20 protein-coding genes are annotated in these 23,731 nt (G+C 40.5%); 17 read left to right on the top strand and 3 right to left on the bottom strand.

From position 1 onward, the window contains the following. Positions 1 to 3 precede the first annotated feature (3 nt). The 6 genes from msbA to tcdA are packed head-to-tail and all read left to right on the top strand — an operon-like array spanning position 4 to position 5,145. A complete protein-coding gene (gene msbA / locus ADS77_RS03985) occupies positions 4 to 1,749 on the top strand; it encodes a lipid A export permease/ATP-binding protein MsbA (protein WP_054204722.1) in 1,746 nt (581 codons plus the stop codon). Further along, a complete protein-coding gene (gene lpxK, locus ADS77_RS03980; RefSeq protein ID WP_054204721.1) occupies positions 1,746 to 2,726 on the top strand; it encodes a tetraacyldisaccharide 4'-kinase in 981 nt (326 codons plus the stop codon). The genes msbA and lpxK overlap by 4 nt, the downstream gene beginning before the upstream one ends. Further along, complete coding sequence (locus tag ADS77_RS03975; protein ID WP_054204720.1) at positions 2,716 to 2,913, top strand: Trm112 family protein; 198 nt, start codon at positions 2,716 to 2,718, stop codon at positions 2,911 to 2,913. Before lpxK ends, ADS77_RS03975 begins: the two co-directional genes overlap by 11 nt. Then, positions 2,901 to 3,674 (top strand): 3-deoxy-manno-octulosonate cytidylyltransferase, encoded by a 774-nt coding sequence (gene kdsB / locus ADS77_RS03970; protein WP_054204719.1) that lies wholly within the window; start codon positions 2,901 to 2,903, stop codon positions 3,672 to 3,674. The genes ADS77_RS03975 and kdsB overlap by 13 nt, the downstream gene beginning before the upstream one ends. Continuing rightward, positions 3,667 to 4,344, top strand: coding sequence for a TIGR01621 family pseudouridine synthase (locus tag ADS77_RS03965; RefSeq protein WP_054204718.1), 678 nt, complete (start codon positions 3,667 to 3,669; stop codon positions 4,342 to 4,344). The genes kdsB and ADS77_RS03965 overlap by 8 nt, the downstream gene beginning before the upstream one ends. Beyond that, positions 4,345 to 5,145 carry a tRNA cyclic N6-threonylcarbamoyladenosine(37) synthase TcdA gene (gene tcdA / locus ADS77_RS03960; RefSeq protein WP_054204717.1) on the top strand — a complete coding sequence of 267 codons (801 nt, stop codon included), beginning with the start codon at positions 4,345 to 4,347 and terminating at the stop codon, positions 5,143 to 5,145. Between the two features lie 2 nt (positions 5,146 to 5,147). Here tcdA and ADS77_RS03955 read toward each other — a convergent pair whose 3' ends face one another. From ADS77_RS03955 to ADS77_RS03945, 3 genes are all read right to left on the bottom strand, one after another. Next, positions 5,148 to 5,558, bottom strand: a complete 411-nt coding sequence (locus ADS77_RS03955) for a SufE family protein (protein ID WP_054204716.1) — start codon at positions 5,556 to 5,558, stop codon at positions 5,148 to 5,150. A gap of 13 nt (positions 5,559 to 5,571) precedes the next feature. Continuing rightward, a complete protein-coding gene (locus tag ADS77_RS03950) occupies positions 5,572 to 6,786 on the bottom strand; it encodes a SufS family cysteine desulfurase (protein ID WP_054453068.1) in 1,215 nt (404 codons plus the stop codon). 123 nt (positions 6,787 to 6,909) lie between these two features. Then, the gene (locus ADS77_RS03945; protein WP_054453066.1) at positions 6,910 to 8,196 is read right to left on the bottom strand and encodes a citrate synthase; all 1,287 of its coding nucleotides are present in this window, start codon (positions 8,194 to 8,196) and stop codon (positions 6,910 to 6,912) included. A gap of 412 nt (positions 8,197 to 8,608) precedes the next feature. Between ADS77_RS03945 and sdhC the strand changes: the two genes are divergently transcribed. The 11 genes from sdhC (at position 8,609) to hflX (ending at position 23,701) form a co-directional block, all read left to right on the top strand. Then, the gene (sdhC, locus tag ADS77_RS03940) at positions 8,609 to 8,986 is read left to right on the top strand and encodes a succinate dehydrogenase, cytochrome b556 subunit (RefSeq protein WP_082355599.1); all 378 of its coding nucleotides are present in this window, start codon (positions 8,609 to 8,611) and stop codon (positions 8,984 to 8,986) included. Then, positions 8,977 to 9,324, top strand: coding sequence for a succinate dehydrogenase, hydrophobic membrane anchor protein (gene sdhD, locus ADS77_RS03935; protein WP_054204713.1), 348 nt, complete (start codon positions 8,977 to 8,979; stop codon positions 9,322 to 9,324). The genes sdhC and sdhD overlap by 10 nt, the downstream gene beginning before the upstream one ends. Continuing rightward, on the top strand, positions 9,325 to 11,097 hold the full coding sequence (gene sdhA, locus ADS77_RS03930; protein ID WP_054204712.1) for a succinate dehydrogenase flavoprotein subunit: 1,773 nt from the start codon (positions 9,325 to 9,327) through the stop codon (positions 11,095 to 11,097). A 10-nt stretch (positions 11,098 to 11,107) separates the two neighbouring features. Continuing rightward, on the top strand, positions 11,108 to 11,824 hold the full coding sequence (locus tag ADS77_RS03925; RefSeq protein WP_054204711.1) for a succinate dehydrogenase iron-sulfur subunit: 717 nt from the start codon (positions 11,108 to 11,110) through the stop codon (positions 11,822 to 11,824). Between the two features lie 88 nt (positions 11,825 to 11,912). Continuing rightward, positions 11,913 to 14,732 carry a 2-oxoglutarate dehydrogenase E1 component gene (locus tag ADS77_RS03920; protein ID WP_054204710.1) on the top strand — a complete coding sequence of 940 codons (2,820 nt, stop codon included), beginning with the start codon at positions 11,913 to 11,915 and terminating at the stop codon, positions 14,730 to 14,732. Between the two features lie 3 nt (positions 14,733 to 14,735). Then, positions 14,736 to 16,256 (top strand): 2-oxoglutarate dehydrogenase complex dihydrolipoyllysine-residue succinyltransferase, encoded by a 1,521-nt coding sequence (gene odhB, locus ADS77_RS03915; RefSeq protein WP_054453064.1) that lies wholly within the window; start codon positions 14,736 to 14,738, stop codon positions 16,254 to 16,256. Between the two features lie 177 nt (positions 16,257 to 16,433). Next, positions 16,434 to 17,600 carry an ADP-forming succinate--CoA ligase subunit beta gene (gene sucC, locus ADS77_RS03910; protein WP_007375754.1) on the top strand — a complete coding sequence of 389 codons (1,167 nt, stop codon included), beginning with the start codon at positions 16,434 to 16,436 and terminating at the stop codon, positions 17,598 to 17,600. After that, positions 17,600 to 18,472, top strand: a complete 873-nt coding sequence (sucD, locus tag ADS77_RS03905; protein WP_054204708.1) for a succinate--CoA ligase subunit alpha — start codon at positions 17,600 to 17,602, stop codon at positions 18,470 to 18,472. The genes sucC and sucD overlap by 1 nt, the downstream gene beginning before the upstream one ends. 145 nt (positions 18,473 to 18,617) lie before the next feature. Beyond that, positions 18,618 to 20,561 (top strand): GGDEF domain-containing protein, encoded by a 1,944-nt coding sequence (locus tag ADS77_RS03900; RefSeq protein WP_054204707.1) that lies wholly within the window; start codon positions 18,618 to 18,620, stop codon positions 20,559 to 20,561. 192 nt (positions 20,562 to 20,753) lie between these two features. Beyond that, complete coding sequence (locus tag ADS77_RS03895) at positions 20,754 to 22,151, top strand: M28 family peptidase (RefSeq protein WP_054453062.1); 1,398 nt, start codon at positions 20,754 to 20,756, stop codon at positions 22,149 to 22,151. A gap of 200 nt (positions 22,152 to 22,351) precedes the next feature. Beyond that, positions 22,352 to 23,701: a GTPase HflX gene (hflX, locus tag ADS77_RS03890; protein ID WP_054453115.1), complete on the top strand. Its 1,350-nt coding sequence runs from the start codon at positions 22,352 to 22,354 to the stop codon at positions 23,699 to 23,701. Positions 23,702 to 23,731 lie beyond the last annotated feature (30 nt).

Here is a 23,731-nt window from a genome sequence, read left to right as displayed (position 1 = left end):
GTTATGGATCAAACTACATCACAAATTTATAAGCGTTTATTGACGTATGTGGGTGATTATAAAAGCGTTGCAATCTTAGCCGTGGTAGGCATGATCGGCTATTCAGCGATGGATGCTTTATTTATTCAATTGATGAAACCTTTTATTGATCAGGGGCTTAATGAGCGAAATAGCGATGTTTTAAAATACGCACCTTTTGTAGTTATTGCACTCGTTATCGGACGAGGGGTTTTTAATTATATGTCATCTTATTGCTTGAGCTATGTAGGCTCTCAGGTCGTACGTTCATTACGTCAGCAATTGTTTGAACATATTCTCCATTTACCTGTGTCATTTCATGATCAAAATTCAACGGGCGATTTGATCTCAAAAATTACCTTTGATACCGAACAAGTCCAACAAGCAATAACAAAAGCATTGTTAGTCGTTGTGCGTGAAGGTGCCTTTGTGGTGTTTTTATTGGCCGTGATGTTTAATACCAGTTGGAAATTGTCTTTAATCTTTTTAGTTATTATTCCTTTGGTTGCGATTATTGTATCTGTAGTTTCAAAACGCTTTCGCCATATCTCTAAGAATATTCAATCCGCAATGGGACAAGTTACCCGTAGCTCAGAACAAATGCTAAGCGGTCATAAAGTTATTCATGGTTTTGGTGGCCAACAACAAGAAATAGCGCAGTTTGCCAAAGTTAATAATCATAATCGCCAACAACGCATTAAAATGGATGCGACTAAAGCTGTAAGTGTATCAGTTATCCAAATTTTAGCGGCCAGTGCAATGGCTGTTATTTTATGGATAGTGTCAATGCCATCAATGATTGACGCCATTACGTCTGGTGATTTTATGGTGTTGATATCTTCAATGATGATGCTTTTACGGCCATTAAAACAACTAGCTAATGTTAATAGTGACTTACAACGTGGCATTTCTGCGGCGCAAAGTATCTTTTTAGTACTGGATCAAGATATTGAGAAGGACACAGGGACAGTTACTGTAGATAAAGTACATGGGTTAATTGAAGTCAAAAATGTAACATTTAAGTATCCGACCAAAGATGAAGCTGTATTACATGATTTGTCTTTAACAATAAAAGCAGGTGAGAGGATCGCGTTAGTTGGGCGTTCTGGTTCTGGTAAGTCGACTATCTCTAACCTTTTACCACGGTATTACGATTTACAACAGCCGAGTGAAATACTCTTAGATGGTGTAGCGCTTTGTGATTACAAATTGGCTGACTTGCGAAAACAGTTTGCATTGGTATCACAGCAAGTTGTGTTATTCAACGATACCATAGCGAATAATATTAGCTATGGTATTTCACGCGAATTGGCTGAGGACGAACTACTTGCTGTTGCAAAACAAGCGCATGTTTGGGAATTTGTAAAAGACTTGCCTGATGGTTTAAATACGATGGTAGGTGAGAATGGTGTGATGCTTTCAGGTGGACAACGCCAACGCATTGCCATAGCGCGTGCGATATTAAAAGATGCCCCGATTCTTATCTTAGATGAGGCGACATCAGCACTGGATACTGAATCAGAGAAATTGATTCAGCAAGCATTAGATGTGTTAATGAAAAATAAAACATCCATCGTGATTGCCCATCGCTTATCAACGATTGAACACAGTGACAGAATATATGTAATTGATAACGGGAAAGTGATTGAAAGTGGAGATCATCCGTCTTTGCTTGCAAAAGATGGTACCTATGCTGCTTTATGTAAAATGCAGTTTGGTGAACACGGGTGAGTAAAATTGAACAAAGTTGGTATAAAAAATTTAGCTTAATAACATTATTGTTATTGCCTTTAAGTGGTTTATTTTGGCTTATTTCATCTTTGCGGACACTTTGTTATAAATTAGGTGTGCTTAAATCATATCAAGGGGCAGTGCCCGTTATTGTTGTTGGCAATATTAGCGTTGGCGGCAATGGTAAAACCCCTTTTGTAATTTGGCTTGTTCAGCATTTACAACAAAAAGGCTTAAAAGTTGGTGTTTTAAGTCGTGGTTATGGAGGGAAATCAGATTCTTATCCGCTGAATGTTGATAAAACGGTTACGTGTGAGCAAGCGGGTGATGAACCCGTTCTTATCCAGCGTCGATTAGGGTGTCCAGTGGTCGTTGGACCTGATCGTACACAGAATATTAAAATGCTCTGCGCGCAAAATAAATTAGACGTTATCATCTCTGATGATGGCATGCAGCATTATAAAATGGCGCGCAGTATTGAATGTTGTATTGTAGACAGCGAGCGACGTTTTGGTAATGGTTTATTAATGCCCGCGGGGCCGTTGAGAGAAACACAAAAACGTTTAAACGCGGTTGATTTAGTGATTGAAAATGGAGGAGAGCATGAATTTAATTATCAACTTCAAGCGTCGCCATTATTACTTGTAGCAAACGGGAAACAAGCACAGCAACCATTACTAAAAGGGCATGCAGTCAGCGCGATAGGTAACCCTAAACGATTTGAACGCACCTTAACAGCCCAAGGTATAGAGTTACTATCAACAGCACATTATCGTGATCACTATGCATATTCGGTGACTGATTTTGAAAAATATAACGAAGAAGCCGTTTTTATGACGGAAAAAGATGCGGTAAAATGCCACACTTTTGCAAAACCAACATGGTACTTTTTACCTGTTGATGCCAAACCATCAACTGCGGTAATTAACAAACTAAATTTATTACTTAAAGAAAAAGGGATCCTCGATGGCCTTTGATACAAAATTACTTGAAATAATTGCTTGCCCTGTAGGCAAAGGAAAGTTGCGCTTAGATAAAGAAAATAATGAATTGATAAGTACAGCGGCAAAACTTGCTTACCCAATCGTTGATGACATCCCAGTATTACTTGAAAACGAAGCGCGTGAATTAAGCCAAGACGAGGTAGACAAGTGGAATTCGTAGTCGTAATACCGGCGCGTTTTGCATCTACTCGACTACCAGGCAAACCACTTGCTGATATTTGTGGAAAGCCGATGATTCAACATGTGTACGAAAAAGCGATCGCTTCGGGTGCCAGCAAAGTAATTATTGCCACCGATCATCAAAAAGTATTTGATGCAGTAAAAGCCTTTACATCTGATGTGCTTATCACACGAGAAGATCATCACTCAGGTACAGAACGCCTTGCAGAAGTGATGGATTTATTGGCATTGCCAGATGATACAATCGTTGTAAATGTGCAAGGTGATGAGCCGCTTTTAGCCCCCGAAAATGTGACACAAGTAGCTGCACTACTGGCTGATTCAATAGCACCTATGGCCACGCTCAGTGTTGCGATTGATGATATAGAGGATGTATTTAATCCCAATGCGGTTAAAGTAGTCAGTGATGTTAATAAAAATGCCTTGTATTTTTCACGTTCAAGTATACCATTTGATCGTGCAAATATGATGGATAGAGCAAACCATGACTTAATTAATACTGCAAATTACCAGCGTCATGTGGGGATTTATGCTTATCGCGCTGGGTTTATCAAAGAGTACATCAAACTGACACCTTCGCCGCTTGAGCAATTTGAGTCGTTAGAGCAGTTACGGGTGCTTTACCATGGGCATCAAATAAAAATTGAGCAAGCACAAATAGCACCGCATGCAGGTGTTGACACACCTGAAGACTTAACGCGTGTAGTAAATTATTTACGAAGCAACACACATTGTGGATAAACAACATACCCCATTGCATGTTCATGCGCAGCATAATGACTTTTATGTCATAGAAAAACCAGCAGGGCTTAATTTTCATAGTGAAGAGGGGCCCGGATTTGTTGTGATTGCACAGCAGCAGTTAAATGAAAAACTGTATGCAGTACATCGTTTAGATAAAGTTACATCTGGCTTAATTATTTTGGCGCGCAGTAGCGAGGCCGCAGCTGAGTTTACTCGGCAATTCACTGCTCATGAAGTAGACAAATATTATTTGGCATTGTCAGATGCAAAGCCTAAGAAAAAACAAGGCTGGGTAAAGGGTGATATGGCCAAATCTCGCCGTAGCAGCTATAAACTTTTAAATACAACAGAAAACCCGGCTATTACTCGTTTTTATTCGATGAGTGTTGCGGCTAATTTACGCGGCTTTATTTTAAAACCTTACTCAGGTAAAACTCATCAATTAAGGGTTGCTCTAAAAAGCATATCAGCGCCTATCTTAGGTGATGCGCTTTACGGTGGCACGATTGCTGAACGTACATATTTGCATGCTTATGCACTGTGCTTTCTTTGGGATAACGAGCTATATCGTTTTATTTGTGAACCTAATAGCAATACTCAATTTGCACAAATTACTAAACACGAAAACTTTCATTCATGGCAGCAGCCATGGCAATTGGATTGGTAAATGACAGACTCTGTAATAGATATTCGCTTTGGCGGTATAAAGCGCTTATACGGGCAACAACAATTTGAATGGCTACAAAATGCACACTTTTGTGTGATTGGTATTGGTGGCGTAGGTAGCTGGGCTGCTGAAGCATTAGTTAGAACGGGTGTTGGTAAACTAACGTTAATAGACCTTGATGATATTTGCGCGACGAACGTTAATCGGCAAATACATGCATTAACGGGAACTATTGGTGAAGCAAAAGTTGATGCAATGAAAGAACGGTGTCAACTGATTAACCCGGAATGCGAAATTACTGTTATCGATGATTTTATTACTTTGGATAATATTCGTGAACATATTCAAAATTTTGACTATGTCATTGATTGCATTGATGCAGTGAAAGAAAAGGCCGCATTAATTGCCCACTGTAAACGTAATAAGTTGCCGATTATTACTACTGGTGGCGCCGGTGGGCAAACTGACCCTGGTCAAATTACGTTTGGTGATGTTGCTAAGTCAACACAAGATCCGCTGCTAGCTAAAGTACGCTATATTTTACGTAAACAGTACAACTTTAGTAGCAATCCAAAACGCAAGTTTAATATCGATTGTGTTTACTCAACAGAGCAACTTGTGTATCCAGGCAGTGATGGCAGTGTTTGCCATGCAAAACAAAATGCTGATGGCTCCATGAATATGGATTGCAATAATGGCTTTGGCTCTGCGACGATGATCACAGGAAGCTTTGGCTTTTTTGTTGCAGCCAAAGCAATTCGTAAGTATTTAGATAAAAAGCAACGATTAGTTCAAGTTTAAAGCTACTTTTGTGCAGCCATTGTTTGAATTCGCTCGACAATGGCTTTAACACCATTCCCTCTAGATGGGCTTAAATGGCTAATCAAACCAAGCTTCTCAAACTCTTCAAAAGCATTAATTGATAGAATCTGCGTAGGTGTTAAACCATTATATAGTGACAAAATGAGTGCTAATAAGCCTTTGACGATCCGAGTATCAGAATCACCGACAAGTACGATGCAGCTCTCTTCAAGGTCAAAGTCTAAATACAACCATACTTTGCTCTCACAACCAGGTACAAGTGCATCGTGTGTTTTTAAAATGTCAGGCATAGACGGTAATAGTTTCCCTAGTAACATAATCTCACGGTACTTTTGTTGCCAGCCGGGTGCATTTTTCAGGGTTTGTGCTATTTCTTTAAACGTTTTATTCATTGCTTATCTACTTTTAATCTAATAAAGCGATGCATTCGTGCAGAGCATTAATGAAAATATCTATATCTTGGTGAGTATTATAAAAACAAAAACTTGCCCGTACACTGCCGTTGATACCCAGATGTACCATTAAAGGTTGGGTACAATGGTGGCCGCTACGAACGGCAACACCAAATCCATCAAGTAATGTCGCAATATCGAATGGGTGTTCGTCTTTGTAATTAAAACAAATGGTACCAATATTATGTTCTAAATTACTGTAAATTGTGATGCCATCGATTTCGTTTAATTTATTAACCGCATAGTTAAATAGCCCTTGTTCATAGTCGTAGGCTGCATTCTTATCAAGTTCAGAAAGATAATCTAATGCGGCAGAAAACCCGATTACACCTGCAATATTTGGTGTGCCTGCTTCAAACTTGGCAGGTGCATCGCGAAACGTGCTGTTGAAAAGGCTCACCGTTTCAATCATTTCTCCACCCGTTTGATAAGGCAGTAAGGCGTTTAAACGCTCATACTTACCATACAGGCCACCCACGCCAGTTGGACCAAGCATTTTGTGTGCAGAGAACACATAAAAGTCACAATCGAGTATATTTAAATCAGGCTGTAGGTGCATCGCGCCTTGAGCACCATCGACGACAGTGATGGTATTAAAACCTTTTACAGTACTAAGCAGTGGGCTTAGGTTTGTTATATTTCCCAATGCATTTGATGCATGAGTGAGCGCAAGCACGGTTGGTTTTATTTGTTTTAAAAATTCAATACAGGCTGACATATTGAATGTTGCATCCGCTTCAAGCGGTAATATATGTAATTTAGCACCAGTTTTAAGTGCTAATTGTTGCCAAGGGACGATGTTTGCATGGTGTTCAAGTGGGGTAATAACGATACTTGAATTTTTATCAAGTTGTTCAGTTAATCCACAAGCAATTAGGTTTAATGCCTCAGTAGCACCTTTAGTCCAAACAATTTCACGGCTTTGCACATTAAAATATTGGGCAACTTTATCACGCGCTTTTTCGTAGGCTGTTGTTGCTTGTTCACTGAGTGAATGACGACCTCTATGAACATTTGCATTCTGCTGTGTGTAAAAAAGCTCTGTCGCAGCAATAACTGATTGGGGTTTTTGTGATGTTGCAGCAGAATCAAGGTAAACAAGAGGTTGGTCGTTTATTTTTTGTGTTAAGAGTGGGAAATCAGCACGAATTTTTTCAACAGCAAACATAAAAAAACCAAACAGGAAAAGTTGCTGGAATTGTAATGGCTTTAAGATAATTCTCAACTGTTAATAGTAAAAATCAGCAACAAAAAAGGCCGCTAAAGCGACCTTTTTGCGATAATTTAATTATTAACGCTTATCAGTTGATACGTAGTCACGGTGTGTGTAACCCGTATATAGCTGACGTGGGCGGCTGATCTTATGACCAGGCTGAGATAGCATCTCATCCCAGTGAGTGATCCAACCAACTGTACGTGCCATTGCGAAGATCACAGTGAACATACTTGTTGGAATACCAATTGCTTTTAAGATAATACCTGAGTAGAAATCTACGTTAGGGTAAAGTTTCTTCTCTACAAAGTACGGGTCTTCAAGTGCAATTTGCTCAAGTTTCATTGCAATATCAAGCAATGGATCTTGAATATTAAGCTCTGCAAGTACTTCATGACACGTTTGACGCATTACTGTTGCGCGTGGATCGAAGTTTTTGTAAACACGGTGTCCAAAGCCCATAAGGCGGAAAGGGTCCGCTTTATCTTTCGCTTTAGCGACGTATTCATCGATGCGGTCAACTGAACCAATTTCTTCTAACATGTTTAAACATGCTTCGTTAGCGCCGCCATGTGCAGGGCCCCAAAGAGATGCAATACCTGCTGCGATACACGCATATGGGTTAGCACCAGATGAGCCAGCTAGGCGTACTGTTGACGTTGAAGCGTTTTGTTCATGATCAGCGTGAAGCATGAAGATTTTGTCCATTGCTTTAGCAACAACAGGACTCACGTTGTATTCTTCAGCAGGGACAGAGAACATCATATGTAAGAAGTTTTCAGCATAGCTTAAGTCGTTACGTGGGTACACGAACGGTTGGCCAACGTTGTATTTGTAAGCCATTGCAGCAATTGTTGGTAGCTTAGCAATAAGTTTAACAGCACTTGTTTTACGTTGTGTCGCATCCGTAATATCAAGGTCTTCATGATAAAAAGATGATAATGCACCAACAACACCACACAGCATAGCCATTGGGTGAGCATCAAAGCGGAAACCCTGAAAGAAGTTTGCAATTTTTTCATCAAGCATAGTGCTATGAGTGATTTCTTTTGCAAATTCAGTGTATTGTTCTTTAGATGGTAACTCACCGTTCAATAGTAAGTAACATAACTCAACATAATCTGAGTCTTCAGCTAATTGCTCAATTGGGTAACCACGGTGAAGCAAGATACCTTTGCCGCCATCAATATAAGTAATTGAAGATTCGCAAGAACCAGTCGACATGAAACCTGGATCATATGTGAAATGACCGTGTGCACCTAACGTGCGTACATCGATTACATCTTGACCTGCAGTACCTTGGTAAATTGGAAGTTCGATTGGATCTAGACCATCAATATGGACTGTGGCTTTTTTATCCGCCATCTATTTATCTCCTATTAAGATAACAACTCTGATTGTTATGTTCTGAATTTGTTTAAGCACATTCTTTTCATTTTAACGTGAAAGAGGGGGTTAAAGTCAATTTTTATAAACATTATGCACAAATGTATAATAAATATTCTGAGAGGATTAAATATTATACCATTGGCTAATTCGCAAATATCTCTAATTAAACAAGAATTGTAAAAAGACCGTTGGCTATATATACTATCGAAGGTTTTATACCGTATTGTCTGTAGGTAAACGTTATTTTTACATGTGATTTTTGCAAAAATGTGAACTTTTCTTGTGTTAATAAAGTTTATTTAGATAGTTCCATCAGAAAAATTCATTTTTGGTGGGTTTAGAAAAACAAGTAGATGAGCTCCTAAGTGGGCAAGATGGGCAAGTAACTGTGAAAAAGCAAAGACCTGTAAATCTAGATCTAACAACTATATCTATGCCGGCAACGGCTAAAGCATCAATATTTCACCGCGTCACCGGTGTTGCATTATTTTTTGCTTTAACGTTTGTCATTTGGGCTTGGTCAGAGTCTCTTTCTTCAGCTGAAGGTTTTGAATTCGTCAAGGGTCTGTTTAGCGGATTCATTGCCAAATTCATAGCTTGGGGCACCATTTCTGTATTGGCGTATCACCTTATCGGCGGTATTCGTCATATCATTATGGATATGGGACATTGGGAAGAACTTGAATCAGGTAACCTCAGCGCTAAAATTGCTATGGCACTTGGCGTTGTGGCTTCCGTATTAGCAGGGGTGTGGATATGGTGTTAAATCAAGCAACTCTTAAGCGTGATGGCGTACAAGATTTCGTATCTTTACGTACCACGGCACTCGTAATTACCGCGTATGCGATTTTTATTATTGGCTATTTTTTAGCGTCGCCAGAAGTCACTTACGAAGCATGGCAAGGCCTGTTTTCAAACCTAGCAATGAAAGGGTTTACGCTAATTACCCTGGTTTGCATTATGGTTCACACCCGTATTGGCCTTTGGCAAGTACTAACAGACTATGTTAAATGCGCAAAGTTGCGTGCTGCTTTAGGGTTTGTATTAAACCTTATGGCCGCGGCGTACGTAGCTATTGGTCTAATTGTTTTATGGGGTGTTTAAGTGAAATATTCTGTTCGTGAATTTGATGCCGTCGTGATTGGCGCAGGTGGTGCGGGTATGCGCGCAGCACTTGCAATCACTGAATCAGGTAAAACCTGTGCACTTATCTCTAAAGTTTTCCCAACCCGTTCGCACACTGTGTCCGCACAAGGTGGTATTACGGTTGCGTTGGGTAACTCACATGAAGATAACTGGGAATGGCACATGTACGATACTGTTAAAGGTTCCGATTTTATCGGCGATCAAGACGCTATCGAATATATGTGTAAAACAGGACCTGAAGCCATTACTGAATTAGAGAACATGGGTTTACCATTTTCTCGTTTTGAAAATGGCCGTGTTTACCAACGTCCTTTCGGTGGTCAATCGAAAAACTTTGGTGGTGAGCAAGCCGCACGTACAGCAGCTGCAGCTGACCGTACAGGTCATGCGCTACTACACCTTCTTTACCAACAAAACGTTAAAAATAAAACCAATGTATTCTCAGAGTGGTATGCATTAGATTTAGTTAAAAACGATGATGGTAATGTTGTTGGTTGTACTGCGATTGATATTGAGACAGGTGAAGTTGTTTACTTCAAGTCAAAAGCGGTTGTATTAGCAACGGGTGGTGCGGGTCGTATTTTTGCATCAACAACTAATGCACACATCAACACTGGTGACGGTGTTGGTATGGCAACACGTGCTGGCATCTCAATGCAAGACATGGAGATGTGGCAATTCCACCCTACTGGCATTGCTGGCGCGGGTACACTTGTTACTGAAGGTTGTCGTGGCGAAGGTGGTTATCTTTTAAATAAAGATGGCGAGCGCTTCATGGAGCGTTATGCACCGAACGCAAAAGATTTAGCGTCACGCGACGTAGTTGCGCGTTCAATGATGACGGAAATTCGTGAGGGTCGTGGTTGTGATGGTCCTTGGGGTCCACACATTAAACTTAAGCTTGATCACCTTGGTGAAGAAACGCTTAATTTACGCCTTCCAGGTGTTTGTGACCTTGCGAAAACATTTGCACACGTTGATCCTGCTAAAGAACCAATTCCAGTAATCCCTACGTGTCATTATATGATGGGTGGTGTTCCAACTAACGTAAATGGTCAAGCGCTACAAATCGACGCCCAAGGCAACGAAAAAGTAGTTGAAGGATTATTTGCAGTAGGTGAAATTGCCTGTGTATCTGTACACGGTGCAAACCGCTTAGGTGGTAACTCATTACTTGATTTAGTTGTTTTTGGTCGTGCAGCGGGTAACTTCCTTGGCACATACTTAAATGATGTTGAAGTATCAAAAGATGCGTCAGAATCAGATTTAGATGCGGCTCTTGCTCGCTTCAACCGTTGGGAAAACTCAGCTGTTGGTCAAGGTGAAGATCCAGTTCAAATCAAGAAAGACCTACAACAATGTATGCAACTTAACTTCTCGGTATTCCGTGAAGGTGAGTCTATGGCTGCGGGTCTGCAAGAACTTAAAGAAATTCGTGAACGTTTGCAACATGCGCGTCTTGATGATAAATCATCAGATTTCAATACTGCACGTATCGAATGTCTTGAATTAGATAACATGATGGAAACAGCATACTCAACAGCAGTTGCTGCAAACTTCCGCACAGAAAGCCGTGGTGCGCATTCTCGCTTTGACTACCCAGATCGTGATGACGAAAACTGGTTATGTCACTCAGTTTTCAATCCGGTAACGGATGAAATGAGCAAGCGTGATGTAAACTATGCGCCTAAACTGCGCGAAGCATTTCCACCTAAAGCACGTACCTACTAGGAGCGAGACGATGGCACAAGTACAATTTTCTGTTTATCGTTACAATCCAGATGTTGATAACGCCCCACGTATGCAAGAGTATACTTTGCAAACGGAAGAAGGCCACGACATGATGGTATTGGACGCACTTTTATTATTAAAAGAGCAAGATCCAACCTTATCATTTCGTCGTTCATGCCGTGAAGGCGTGTGTGGTTCTGACGGTGTCAACATGAATGGTAAAAATGGTCTAGCATGTATTACACCTTTATCTACGCTGCAAAAAAATGGCAAAGGTAAAATCGTAGTTCGTCCATTACCAGGCTTACCTGTGGTACGTGACCTTGTTATTGACATGAGTCAGTTCTACACTCAATACGAAAAAGTAAAACCATATCTAATTAATGACACGCCAGCGGCGGGTGAACGTCTTCAAACGATCGAAGAACGTGATAAGTTAGATGGTCTTTACGAATGTATTCTGTGTGCATGTTGTTCAACATCGTGTCCTTCGTTCTGGTGGAATCCAGACAAGTTCATAGGTCCTGCTGGCCTTCTTCATGCTTACCGTTTCTTGGCTGATAGCCGCGATACGGCAACAGAAGAACGTTTAGCTGACTTAGACGATGCGTTCAGCGTATTCCGTTGTCACAGTATCATGAACTGTGTTAGCGTTTGTCCTAAAGGTCTTAATCCTACTAAGGCAATTGGACAAATCAAGTCAATGCTATTGAACCGTTCGGTTTAAAAGTATTGTAAAAAGTAAGGTGGCTGATGTAAGTTAGCCATCTTGTTATATAACAATTAATTTCTGCGCTAAAGAAAAGGGCTTATAAATGCACGAAGGTGTGATGAAGGCATGGCTAGAATCTTCACATTTAAACGGCGGAAACGTTGCTTATGTTGAAGAGCTTTATGAAGCGTATTTAGATGATGCGACTTCTGTGCCAGAAGAATGGCGAGAAGTGTTCGAACAATTACCAAAAGTAGATGGTGTGGATGTTGACGTTAAGCATTCAGAAGTTCGTGCACAATTTGCGGCGCTTGCTAAAAACAAGCATAGAGAAGTAGTGGTAACACAAAGCAATGGTGGAGACCTTAAACAGGTTAAAGTACTCCAGCTAATTAATGCTTTTCGTTTCCGCGGTCACCAAAATGCTAACCTAGACCCATTAGGGATATGGCAGCGTGAACGCGTTCGAGACTTAGAACTTGAATACCACGACCTATCTAAAGCTGATTTTGACCGCGAATTTAACGTGGGATCGTTTGCCGTTGGCCGCGATACCATGCCTTTAGGTGAGTTATATCAAGCTCTGATGACCACATATTGTGGCTCTGTTGGCGCTGAGTATATGCACATCACATCCACTGAAGAAAAACGCTGGTTACAACAACGTTTGGAATCAGTGCAGTCGCGTCCGACTTTCAGTAAAGATGAAAAGTTGCGTATCCTAAAAGGGTTAACCGCAGCTGATGGTCTGGAAAAGTATTTAGGGGCTAAGTTCCCTGGTGCAAAACGCTTCTCACTTGAAGGTGGTGATGCATTAGTACCGATGCTAAAAGAATTGATTCATCGAGCGGGCGAAAGCGGTCAACAAGAAGCTGTCATTGGTATGGCTCATCGCGGTCGTCTAAATGTGCTTATTAATGTTTTAGGTAAAAACCCATCAGAGTTATTCGATGAGTTTGCTGGTAAACATAAAGAAACACTGAGCTCGGGTGATGTTAAGTACCATATGGGTTATTCGTCTGATTTTGCTACCAAAGGTGGCAATGTTCATATGGCGCTTGCTTTTAATCCATCTCACCTTGAAATTGTAAACCCAGTTGTAATGGGTTCAGTTCGTGCACGTTTAGATCGTTTAAACAGTGAGAGCGGTTCAAAAGCGTTACCAATTACCATTCATGGTGATTCTGCAATTGCAGGGCAAGGCGTTGTACAAGAAACCTTTAACTTATCGCAAACAAATGCGTTTAGTTGTGGTGGTAGTATTCGTATTGTAGTCAATAACCAAGTTGGATTTACTACAAGTAAACAAGACGATGTTCGTTCTACAGATTACTGTACCGACATCGCAAAAATGGTCCAGTCACCGATTTTCCACGTTAACTCTGATGATCCTGAAGCCGTTGCATTTGTAACTCAAATCGCGCTTGATTTCAGAAATCAATTTAAACGTGATGTAGTCATCGACTTAGTTTGTTATCGCCGCCATGGCCATAATGAAGCGGATGAGCCGAATGCGACTCAACCGATCATGTACCAAAAAATTAAAAAACACCCAGTACCACGTTTAATCTATGCAGATCAACTAACAGCGGAAGGGTCATTCACTGAAAGTGAAATTAAAGCATTAGCTGACGATTACCGTAATAGCTTAGATGACGGTCACTGTGTTGTTGAAGAGATTCAAAAAGAAACATCACATTCTTCTGATTGGGCAAAATATGTAGGCCATGAATGGAATGTAGAATACGATGCAAGCGTATCAATAGAAAAACTTAAAGAACTTGGTACAATTGTCGCTAGCTACCCTGAAGGGCATAAAGCGCAATCACGTGTTAAAAAGATTTATGATGATCGTAAATTAATGGCAACAGGTGAAAAACCACTCGATTGGGGTATGGCAGAAACACTTGCTTATGCAACGATTGCATCTGAAGGCACAGATATTCGCATGACTGGGCAAGATTCAGGGCGTGGTACGTTCTTCCACCGCCATGCGGTTGTTCATAACCAAACAGATGGTTCTACCTATTTACCACTGCAAAACATCAGTAAAGATCAAGGCACTTTCCAAGTATTCGATTCAGTTCTTTCTGAAGAAGCTGTTGTTGCCTTTGAGTATGGTTATGCAACAGCTGAGCCTACATCATTAGTTATTTGGGAAGCTCAGTTTGGTGACTTCGCCAATGGCGCGCAAGTTGTATTTGACCAATTCTTAAGCTCTGGTGAGCAAAAATGGGGCCGCCTATGTGGTCTTACAATTTTGTTACCGCATGGTTATGAAGGTCAAGGTCCAGAACATAGTTCGGCACGTTTAGAGCGTTTCTTACAATTATGTGCCGATCACAACATGCAAGTATGTGTACCTTCTACACCAGCGCAAGTATATGCAATGCTGCGTCGTCAGTCAGTAAGACCACTTCGTCGTCCATTGATTGTAATGACACCAAAATCTTTACTGCGTCACCCACTTGCAACGTCCACGTTAGAGGAGTTGTCAGAAGGTGTATTCCACAATATGATTGATGAAATCGATGATATTGACGCGGCTAAAGTTGAACGTGTTGTATTTTGTAGCGGTAAAGTATATTACGAGCTACTACAAGAACGTCGTAAACTTGAACTTGATAACGTAGCTATTGTGCGTGTTGAACAGTTATACCCATTCCCACATGATGAAATGGAAGCCATTATGGCCCGTTATCAGCATGTATCTGATTTTGTTTGGTGTCAAGAAGAGCCACAAAACCAAGGTGCTTGGTATTGTTCACAACATCACTTTGTAGAGGCAATCCCACAAGGTGCGAAGCTTAAATATGCTGGCCGTAAAGCATCAGCTTCTCCAGCATGTGGTTATATGTCAGTGCATACAAAAGAACAACAAGCGCTAGTCGCAGACGCGCTTACTATTGAAAATAAAGGATAAGCAATGAGCACAGAAATTAAAGTTCCTGTTCTTCCTGAGTCGGTTGCTGATGCTTCCGTTGCTACATGGCATGTAAGTGTTGGCGACAAAGTATCTCGCGACCAAAACTTAGTAGACATTGAAACAGATAAAGTGGTTTTAGAAGTTGTTGCACCGCATGACGGTGTGATCACTGAGATTTCGCAAGAAGAAGGTGCTACCGTACTTGGTGACCAAGTAATCGGTCTAATTGGTGATGCTGATGCAGCAGCGCCTAGCAAAGACGCGAAGAGTGAAGCAGCACCTGCTTCTGATAAACAAGACAATGCGCCAGTGGCGCCATCAGCACCAGCCTCAGAAGGTAAAGAAGTGGACATTAAAGTACCTGTACTTCCAGAATCAGTCGCAGACGCGACAGTAGCTACTTGGCATGTTCAACCAGGTGACGCAGTTTCTCGCGATCAAAACTTGGTTGATATCGAAACAGATAAAGTTGTTCTTGAAGTTGTTGCTCAAGAAGATGGCATCATGGGTGAGATTATCCATGCAGAAGGCGATACTGTACTTGGTGAACAAGTTATCGGTAAAGTGCAAGCCGGTGGTGTAGCTGCCGCTCCTGCTGCAAAATCTGATGCTGCACCAGCTGCAGAAGCAAGCGATAGCTCAGATGTGTTAACACCATCTGTACGTCGTTTAATTGCTGAAAAAGGCCTAGACGCTGCTAAAATTAAAGGCACAGGCAAAAATGGCCGTGTAACGAAAGAAGATGTTGATACTTTCTTAAAAGCACCAGCACCAGCGGCCAAAAAAGCAGAGGTTTCTGCTCCAGTTGCACCTATGGGCGATCGTACACAAAAACGTGTGCCTATGACGCGTTTACGTAAAACGATCGCAACACGCCTTCTTGAAGCTAAAAATTCAACTGCAATGCTAACAACATTTAACGAAGTAAACATGGAACCAATCATGAGCCTTCGTAAGCAGTATCAAGAAGTGTTTGAAAAGCGTCACGGTATTCGCTTAGGTTTTATGTCTTTCTATGTGAAAGCAGTGACTGAAGCACTTAAGCGCTTCCCTGATGTAAATGCATCGATTGACGGTGACGATATCGTTTATCATAACTATTTTGATATCAGTATTGCAGTATCTACACCTCGTGGTTTAGTGACACCAGTACTTAAAGATTGTGACAAGCTATCGGTTGCCGAAATTGAAAAAGGTATTCGTGAACTAGCCCTTAAAGGTCGTGATGGTAAGTTAACGCTTGCTGATATGACAGGTGGTAACTTCACTATTACTAATGGGGGCGTATTTGGTTCATTACTATCTACACCTATCATTAATTTGCCACAGTCGTCAATTTTGGGTATGCATAAAATCCAAGACCGTCCAATGGCTGTAAATGGTAAAGTTGAAATACTTCCTATGATGTATTTAGCACTTTCTTATGACCACCGTATCATTGATGGTAAAGAATCTGTTGGTTTCTTAGTAACTATTAAAGAGTTACTTGAAGATCCAACACGCTTATTGCTAGATGTTTAATCTAGTTGTATGAAATATGAGCTGTGAATGAACATTCACAGCTTTTTTTTTGCGCCTTTGGTCGTACTGGGGTTTTCATGTTAAGCCTTGGGATCTATACTAGGTGCGCAATTTGGGATAGCTGTCTGTTTATAAAAATAGTCAGCTCTTTTAGTATAAAAAATTGGATAAAGCATCATGAATTTGCATGAGTATCAGGCAAAACAACTTTTTGCCGAATATGGTTTACCAGTTTCTCAGGGTTTCGCATGCGACACACCTGAAGAAGCTGCAGCAGCTGCTGAGAAAATCGGCGGTGATATGTGGGTTGTTAAAACTCAGGTTCACGCAGGTGGACGTGGTAAAGCTGGCGGTGTAAAGCTAGTTAAAACTATCGACGAAGTAAAAGCGTTTGCAGCTAACTGGTTAGGTAAAAACCTAGTTACTTACCAAACAGACGAGAAAGGTCAGCCAGTTGCTAAGATTTTAGTAGAAAGCTGTACTGATATCGCCAACGAATTGTACCTTGGTGCAGTTGTTGATCGTGCATCTCGCAAAGTTGTTTTCATGGCGTCTACTGAAGGCGGTGTTGAAATTGAAACTGTTGCTGAAGAAACACCAGAGCTTATCCACAAAGCTGAGATCGATCCGTTAGTAGGTCCTCAAGCTTATCAAGCCCGCGAATTAGGTTTCAAATTGGGTCTTAACCCAGTGCAGATGAAACAGTTCGTTAAGATCTTCATGGGTCTTGGTAAAATGTTCACTGATTTTGATTTCGCATTACTTGAAATCAACCCGTTAGTAATCACAGACGAAGGTAATCTTCACTGTCTTGACGGAAAAATCGGTATCGATGGTAATGCACTTTACCGTCAACCTAAAATCCGTGAGTTCCACGATCCATCTCAAGAAGATGCACGTGAAGCACATGCAGCAAGCTTTGAGCTTAACTACGTAGCCCTTGATGGTAACGTTGGTTGTATGGTTAACGGTGCGGGACTTGCGATGGGTACTATGGACATCGTAAACCTACACGGTGGCAAACCGGCTAACTTCCTAGATGTTGGTGGCGGCGCGACTAAAGAGCGTGTTTCTGAAGCATTCAAAATCATTCTTTCTGATGATAATGTTAAAGCTGTTTTAGTAAACATCTTTGGTGGTATCGTTCGTTGTGACATGATCGCTGAAGGCATCATTGGCGCAGTTAAAGAAGTGGGCGTAAACGTTCCAGTAGTTGTACGTTTAGAAGGTACTAATGCTGAACTTGGTCGTGAAGTTCTGGCTAAATCTGACCTTAATATCATCGCTGCTGAATCACTAACAGACGCTGCTGAAAAAGTAGTTGCTGCTGCGGAGGGCAAATAATGTCTGTATTAATCAATAAAGATACAAAAGTTATCTGTCAAGGTTTCACAGGTGGTCAGGGTACTTTCCATTCTGAGCAAGCACTTGAGTACGGTACTCAAATGGTTGGTGGTGTAAGCCCTGGTAAAGGCGGTCAAACGCACCTTGGTCTTCCAGTATTCAACACAGTTCGTGATGCAGTACAAGAAACAGGCGCAACTGCGTCAGTTATCTATGTACCAGCGCCTTTTTGTAAAGATGCAATCTTAGAAGCTATCGATGCTGGCATTGAGCTGATTGTTTGTATCACTGAAGGTATCCCTACACTTGATATGGTTGACGTTAAAGTTAAACTAGATCAAACAGGTACTCGTATGATCGGTCCTAACTGCCCAGGTGTTATCACTCCTGGCGAAACTAAGATTGGTATCATGCCTGGTCACATCCACAAGCCTGGTAAAGTAGGTATCGTTTCTCGCTCTGGTACTTTAACGTACGAAGCAGTTAAACAAACTACTGATGCTGGTTTTGGTCAGTCTACGTGTGTTGGTATTGGTGGTGATCCAATTCCAGGTACTAACTTTATCGACGTTTTAGAAATGTTCGAAAAAGATCCACAAACTGAAGCAATCGTAATGATTGGTGAAATTGGTGGTACTGCAGAAGAAGAAGCTGCAGAGTACATCAAAGCTAACGTAACTAAACCTGTTGTATCTTACATTGCTGGTGTTACTGCACCAGAAGGTAAGCGTATGGGTCACGCTGGCGCGATCATCGCAGGCGGTAAAGGTACTGCTGATGAGAAATTTGCTGCATTAGAAGCTGCGGGCGTAAAAACAGTACGTTCACTTGCTGATATCGGTAAAGCATTGAAAGAAAAAACGGGTTGGTAATAACCAGTTAATTTCTTTTAAAAAGGCTCGCTTTTATCGCGGGCCTTTTTTAATGTAAAAATATTAACGTTAATATTTTTATTTTGATCTTCATAATCAATTACTTGCTTAGCACCTACCTTACTTTGATAAATAAGCAGAGTAAATGAATAAAACTGTACTTATTAGGTACGCTAGCATTAATTTAAACTGGCGTTATAATAGCCAACTGTTTATTAATAATTCTAAGAAAAAAGCAGTAATGCGAATAATTCATTTTTCATTTTTTTGTGTTTGCGTAGTATTCACTCCGTTTTTATTTGCAATGGGTTCCCAGCATATTGATTTTTTGTCTGTAGAAAAAACAGCGATGGCACACCCTAATGAAGCAATTAAACGTTTAATTTTATCACAAGATGATAAAAGCTTACCTGATACGCAGCACGCCTATAATAATACATTGCTTGCTCGCCTTTATCTTTTTCAGGGGGATATCGATCTCTCTAAAGATACATTTGAACTCGCATATCAACAGCTGCCAAAAACGGATAATTGGATCCATGGTTACTGGCTCTTATATCGCAGTATTTTTTCTCTAGAGCAAGGGCAGTTACCACAAGGGCTTAGGCAAATTAAGCTATCTCAAGAGGCCTTTGCAAAAGCAAATGATTATGAAATGATCGTCAGAGCTATCTCTATTGAAGGTGTACTTTTACTATGGCAAGAGGAATACCCTAAATCAATAGAGATCATTGAAAATGCTTATATTGAAGCAAAAACTGCAAAAATGTCCACAACAACAATGTTGTATATTTATGACAGTCTCGCAGCATACTATTCAACTATGTCGCTATTTGAGCAAGGAATACAGTACGCTGAAATAGCCGCTGAGCTTGCAACAAATAACGGGGATATTGTCAATGGTTTACCAATCCTTTATACATTATGCATAACTTACTCCCGTGCAGAACAGCTGGATTTGGCGTCTGCGTGCTATGAAAAAATGATCACACTTTCGGCAAGTGTAAAAGCACCACGTTATTTATTTTGGGCTCCGGCTGGTAAGGCGCGTGTTGCATTAAAGCAAAAAGATTATACGCAAGCGTTACAGTTGTTGTATCTTGCTAAGAATTACGTTTATAAAGTGATTATTAACCCTGCTCATATTATTGCTTTGAATAATAATTTTGCGCGTGTGTTTTTAGCACTAGAGCAGCCAGAGCAAGCGCTAGAGTATCTACATGAGTCAGATAAGTTACTAGCGAATTATGAGCGACCACTAAATAACCGTTATATGCGTCAAACTTTAGCACTCAAAGCGCAGAGTTACGAACAGCTTGAGCGTTTTGAAGAATCGTCAAAATCACTCTGGTTTTATATAAAGCTTAGTGATGAAGCAAAAGAAACCACGCAACAAAAATTAGAGCAAGAAGCGCGCTCTAAATTTGAATCAACCCAACAAGAAATTAAATTACAGCTAGCAGAAGAAAAACTAAAAAATCAGCAAATAGCATTAGATAAACTGGCAAAAGAGGGGCAACTAAACACGGCTTACTTGGTTATTGGTTTATTAGTTATTGTGAGTATGTCTATTTTTGGATTTAATCAGCACCGCGCTTATGTAAAAAGCCAACAGCGTGCAAATACAGATCCATTAACGGGTGCGTGTAATCGGCGCTATATACTCGATTTTATTGTTCAGCAGCTCATAGATAAAGAGCGCTTCTTTTCTGTCGCCATTTTAGATATCGATCACTTTAAACAAGTTAATGATAACCATGGCCATGATATTGGTGATCAAGCGTTAATAGGGTTTACCACTTTATTGCAGACTCAATTAGAGAATACAGCATGTAAATTTGCACGTTTTGGCGGTGAAGAGTTTATAGTCGTTATGCCCGATTTTGATTTAGAGGCAGCTCATGAGTTTATAGCTAATTTATGCACTTGTTTAAAATCTTTAAATTTAACAGATAAAAATATCACATTAACCAGTAGTGCTGGAGTTGCACAAAGGCAATCAGGGATGGCACTTAATACGTTATTAAAAGTAGCGGATACAAATTTGTACAAAGCAAAAAATACAGGAAGAGACAAAGTATGCAGCTAACAAATACGGCTTAACGTCGGGGATTGCTTACTGCTTACTTTCGTATTTTACCACCCCTTTAATTTATCATTTTCATTACTCAATCAATTTTTACTATTGCCCGGCTTAAGTCGTCGTTTATCTCAAAACTATTTGCACAATGAATTAGCTCACGTACTGTAGTATTTATTACAATAAAAATGAGTACGGATTATGTTTAATCGAATGACTAGCAAAGTAACGATTTTAAATTATACATTGGCGTTGAGCTCCTTATTTATAACTACATCAGCATTGAGCGAGCAGCTTAACTATCAAGATCAGGAAAAACTACACCGTATTGCTGATGCTGTTTCTGCCAAGCGTATTGAAAATGATATTCAGAGTTTGGTTAATTTTGGTACTCGCCATACATTATCTGATACTCGCTCAAGCACTCGAGGTATTGGGGCCGCACGACGATGGATCAAAGCTGAGTTTGAAAAAATATCAAAGCAATGTGGTGGTTGTTTGCAGGTTATAGAAGTAAAAGAGACGATCTCAGGTGAAAAGCGGATCCCCACACCTGTTGAGGTCGTAAATATTATTGCAATACAACGCGGCACGTCAGAGCCCAATCGTATGGTAGTGATGTCGGGTGATATAGATTCACGGGTTAGTGATGTAATGGATTTTACTAGTGATTCACCGGGGGCGAATGATAATGCATCGGGAGTTGCAGGTGTCCTTGAGTCGGCTCGTGTTCTATCACAGTATAAGTTTAATGGCTCAATTGTCTATGCTACGCTTTCAGGGGAAGAGCAAGGTTTGTTTGGTGGTAAAATTTTAGCTGAATATGCAAACAAACAAAGGTGGCAAATTCACGGTGTACTAAACAACGATATGATAGGTAATATTACGGGTATTAATGGTGTAACAGATAATACAACAGCCCGAATTTTCTCAGAAGGCACGCGGGTTATCGAAACCAAAGAGCAAGCACATAAACGCCGCTTTACTGGAGGTGAGGTAGATTCTGCAAGTCGTAACTTAGCGCGTTATATCGACACAATAGCCGATCGCTATATCCCTAACCTAGATACTCTATTAGTGTATCGACTCGACCGCTTTGGCCGAGGTGGGCATCATAGACCATTTAATGACATGGGCTACGCCGCAGTGAGAGTTATGGAAACCAACGAAAACTATAATCATCAACATCAAGATTTACGTACTGAAGAGGGTGTTGTTTATGGTGATACAATAAAGGGTGTTGATTTTGATTACACGGCCAAATTAACGGCATTAAATGCTGTAAGTTTGGCATCTATGGCATGGGCACCAGCGCCACCAAAAGCAGTTACTATATCTGGAGCTGTACAGGCGAGCACCACTTTAAAATGGCAAAAAAATCAGGATAAAACGACGACTGGCTACCGTATTTATTGGCGTTACACTAGTGAACCTCAGTGGCAGTTTAGCCGTTATGTAGGCGATGTAAGTGAAGCGACACTCACTAATGTAGTGATCGACAATTATTACTTTGGTGTAGCCACAGTAAATAAAGAGGGTATTGAATCACCTGTTGTATTTCCAGGAGATGTGGGGGCATTTGAATACGTAAATAACTGATAATAGCTTTACCCTAGGCAGTGTTGACCTTTGTGGATTGAACAAATTTCAATCCACAAAGGTCAACACGCGCTAGTTTTAAATATTAACGTCATTAATGAACTATAACCCTATAAAGCGAGGCTATAACAGCGTAGGATCAAGCTACTTTCGAATGAAAAATAGGTTTGCACTTATTGGGTGCATTAACACAAAAAATTATGCAACTAACTGCAAAACCATCACTTCCTAATGCGTTACTCATTTCTATTAGTACACCGCAGTTTAAAGGTGACGAAGCAACTGAATCACTTGCAGAACTTGCTCGTTTGGTGACTACTTTAGGATTTAAAGTAGTGGGCACACAATCACAAAAGCAAAGTTCTACGCAAAAAGTTAATGTACTTGGCTCAGGTAAACTAGCAGAAATAGCACACCTCACCGGTAATAAAGGAATGGTTGAAGACGAACTAGCAGATGATTTACTCGATGAAGTTCCTTTAACTGAAATATCGTCAGAAATTCCATCAGATGAACTTGATTTTACGTGCGCTGACGTAGTGGTATTTGACTGTGATTTAACCCCTTCTCAACTACGTAATGTTGAGAACCAATTAGGTGTAGAAGTATTTGACCGCACTGGCATAATTATTGAAATATTTAGTCGTCATGCGCGTACTAAAACAGCAAAATTACAAGTGGAAATTGCTCGTCTTAATTATGTAGCACCACGACTTCGTGAAACATCAACAGGTGATAAAGAACGACAAATGGGCAAAGGTGCTGGTGAAACCACGCTTGAGTTAAATCGTCGTAAGGTACGTGATCAGTTAGCAGAACTAAAGCGCGAATTGGTAAGTGTTCAAGATGTAATGATGGACAGGCGAACGCAGCGATCTGAGCTATTCTCAGTGGCTTTAATTGGTTACACCAATGCTGGCAAGTCATCCATGATGCGTGCAATTACAGGCAGTGATGTGGAGGGCGAAAACAAACTCTTTGCAACGTTAGATACCACTGTTCGAGCGCTGTATCCAATTACACAGCCTCGTATACTTGTTTCAGATACGGTCGGTTTTATTAAAAAATTACCTCATGATTTAGTTGCTTCATTTCATTCAACATTAGCAGAAGCGCATGATGCGTCATTATTGTTATATGTCGTTGATGCATCTGATCCTTCATTTCGCTCACAGCTTGATGTAGTGCATAAAGTTCTGGCTGAAGTTGGAGTGGAAGGCAGTAAAAAGTTACTGGTACTGAATAAGTCAGATCAATTAAGTATTGAGCAACAGCAATCGCTAATGGATGAATTTCCTGATGCGATGATGACATCTACGCGTAACCCAGATGATATCAGCAAACTGCATAAGTACATTATTGATATTGCTCAAGAGGACATGATTGAAGAAGAGGTTGTTATACCGTATACCGCCAAAGGTATCGTGGGCGAAATTCGATCCAGTATGAGTGTTGTTAAAGAAGAATATGAATACAGCCATATCAAATTAACGGTGCGCTCTAGCGCGATTGATTTAGAACGTTTAAAAAAGAGAATGCTGAATTTATAACAAATTCAATATTTAAAAAGCACAGCTGAT

This window comes from Pseudoalteromonas porphyrae (assembly GCF_001298125.1).
GTDB lineage: Bacteria > Pseudomonadota > Gammaproteobacteria > Enterobacterales > Alteromonadaceae > Pseudoalteromonas > Pseudoalteromonas neustonica.
The sequence above is the reverse complement of the archived record's forward strand: the minus strand, read 5'-3'. Positions and strand labels throughout refer to the sequence as shown.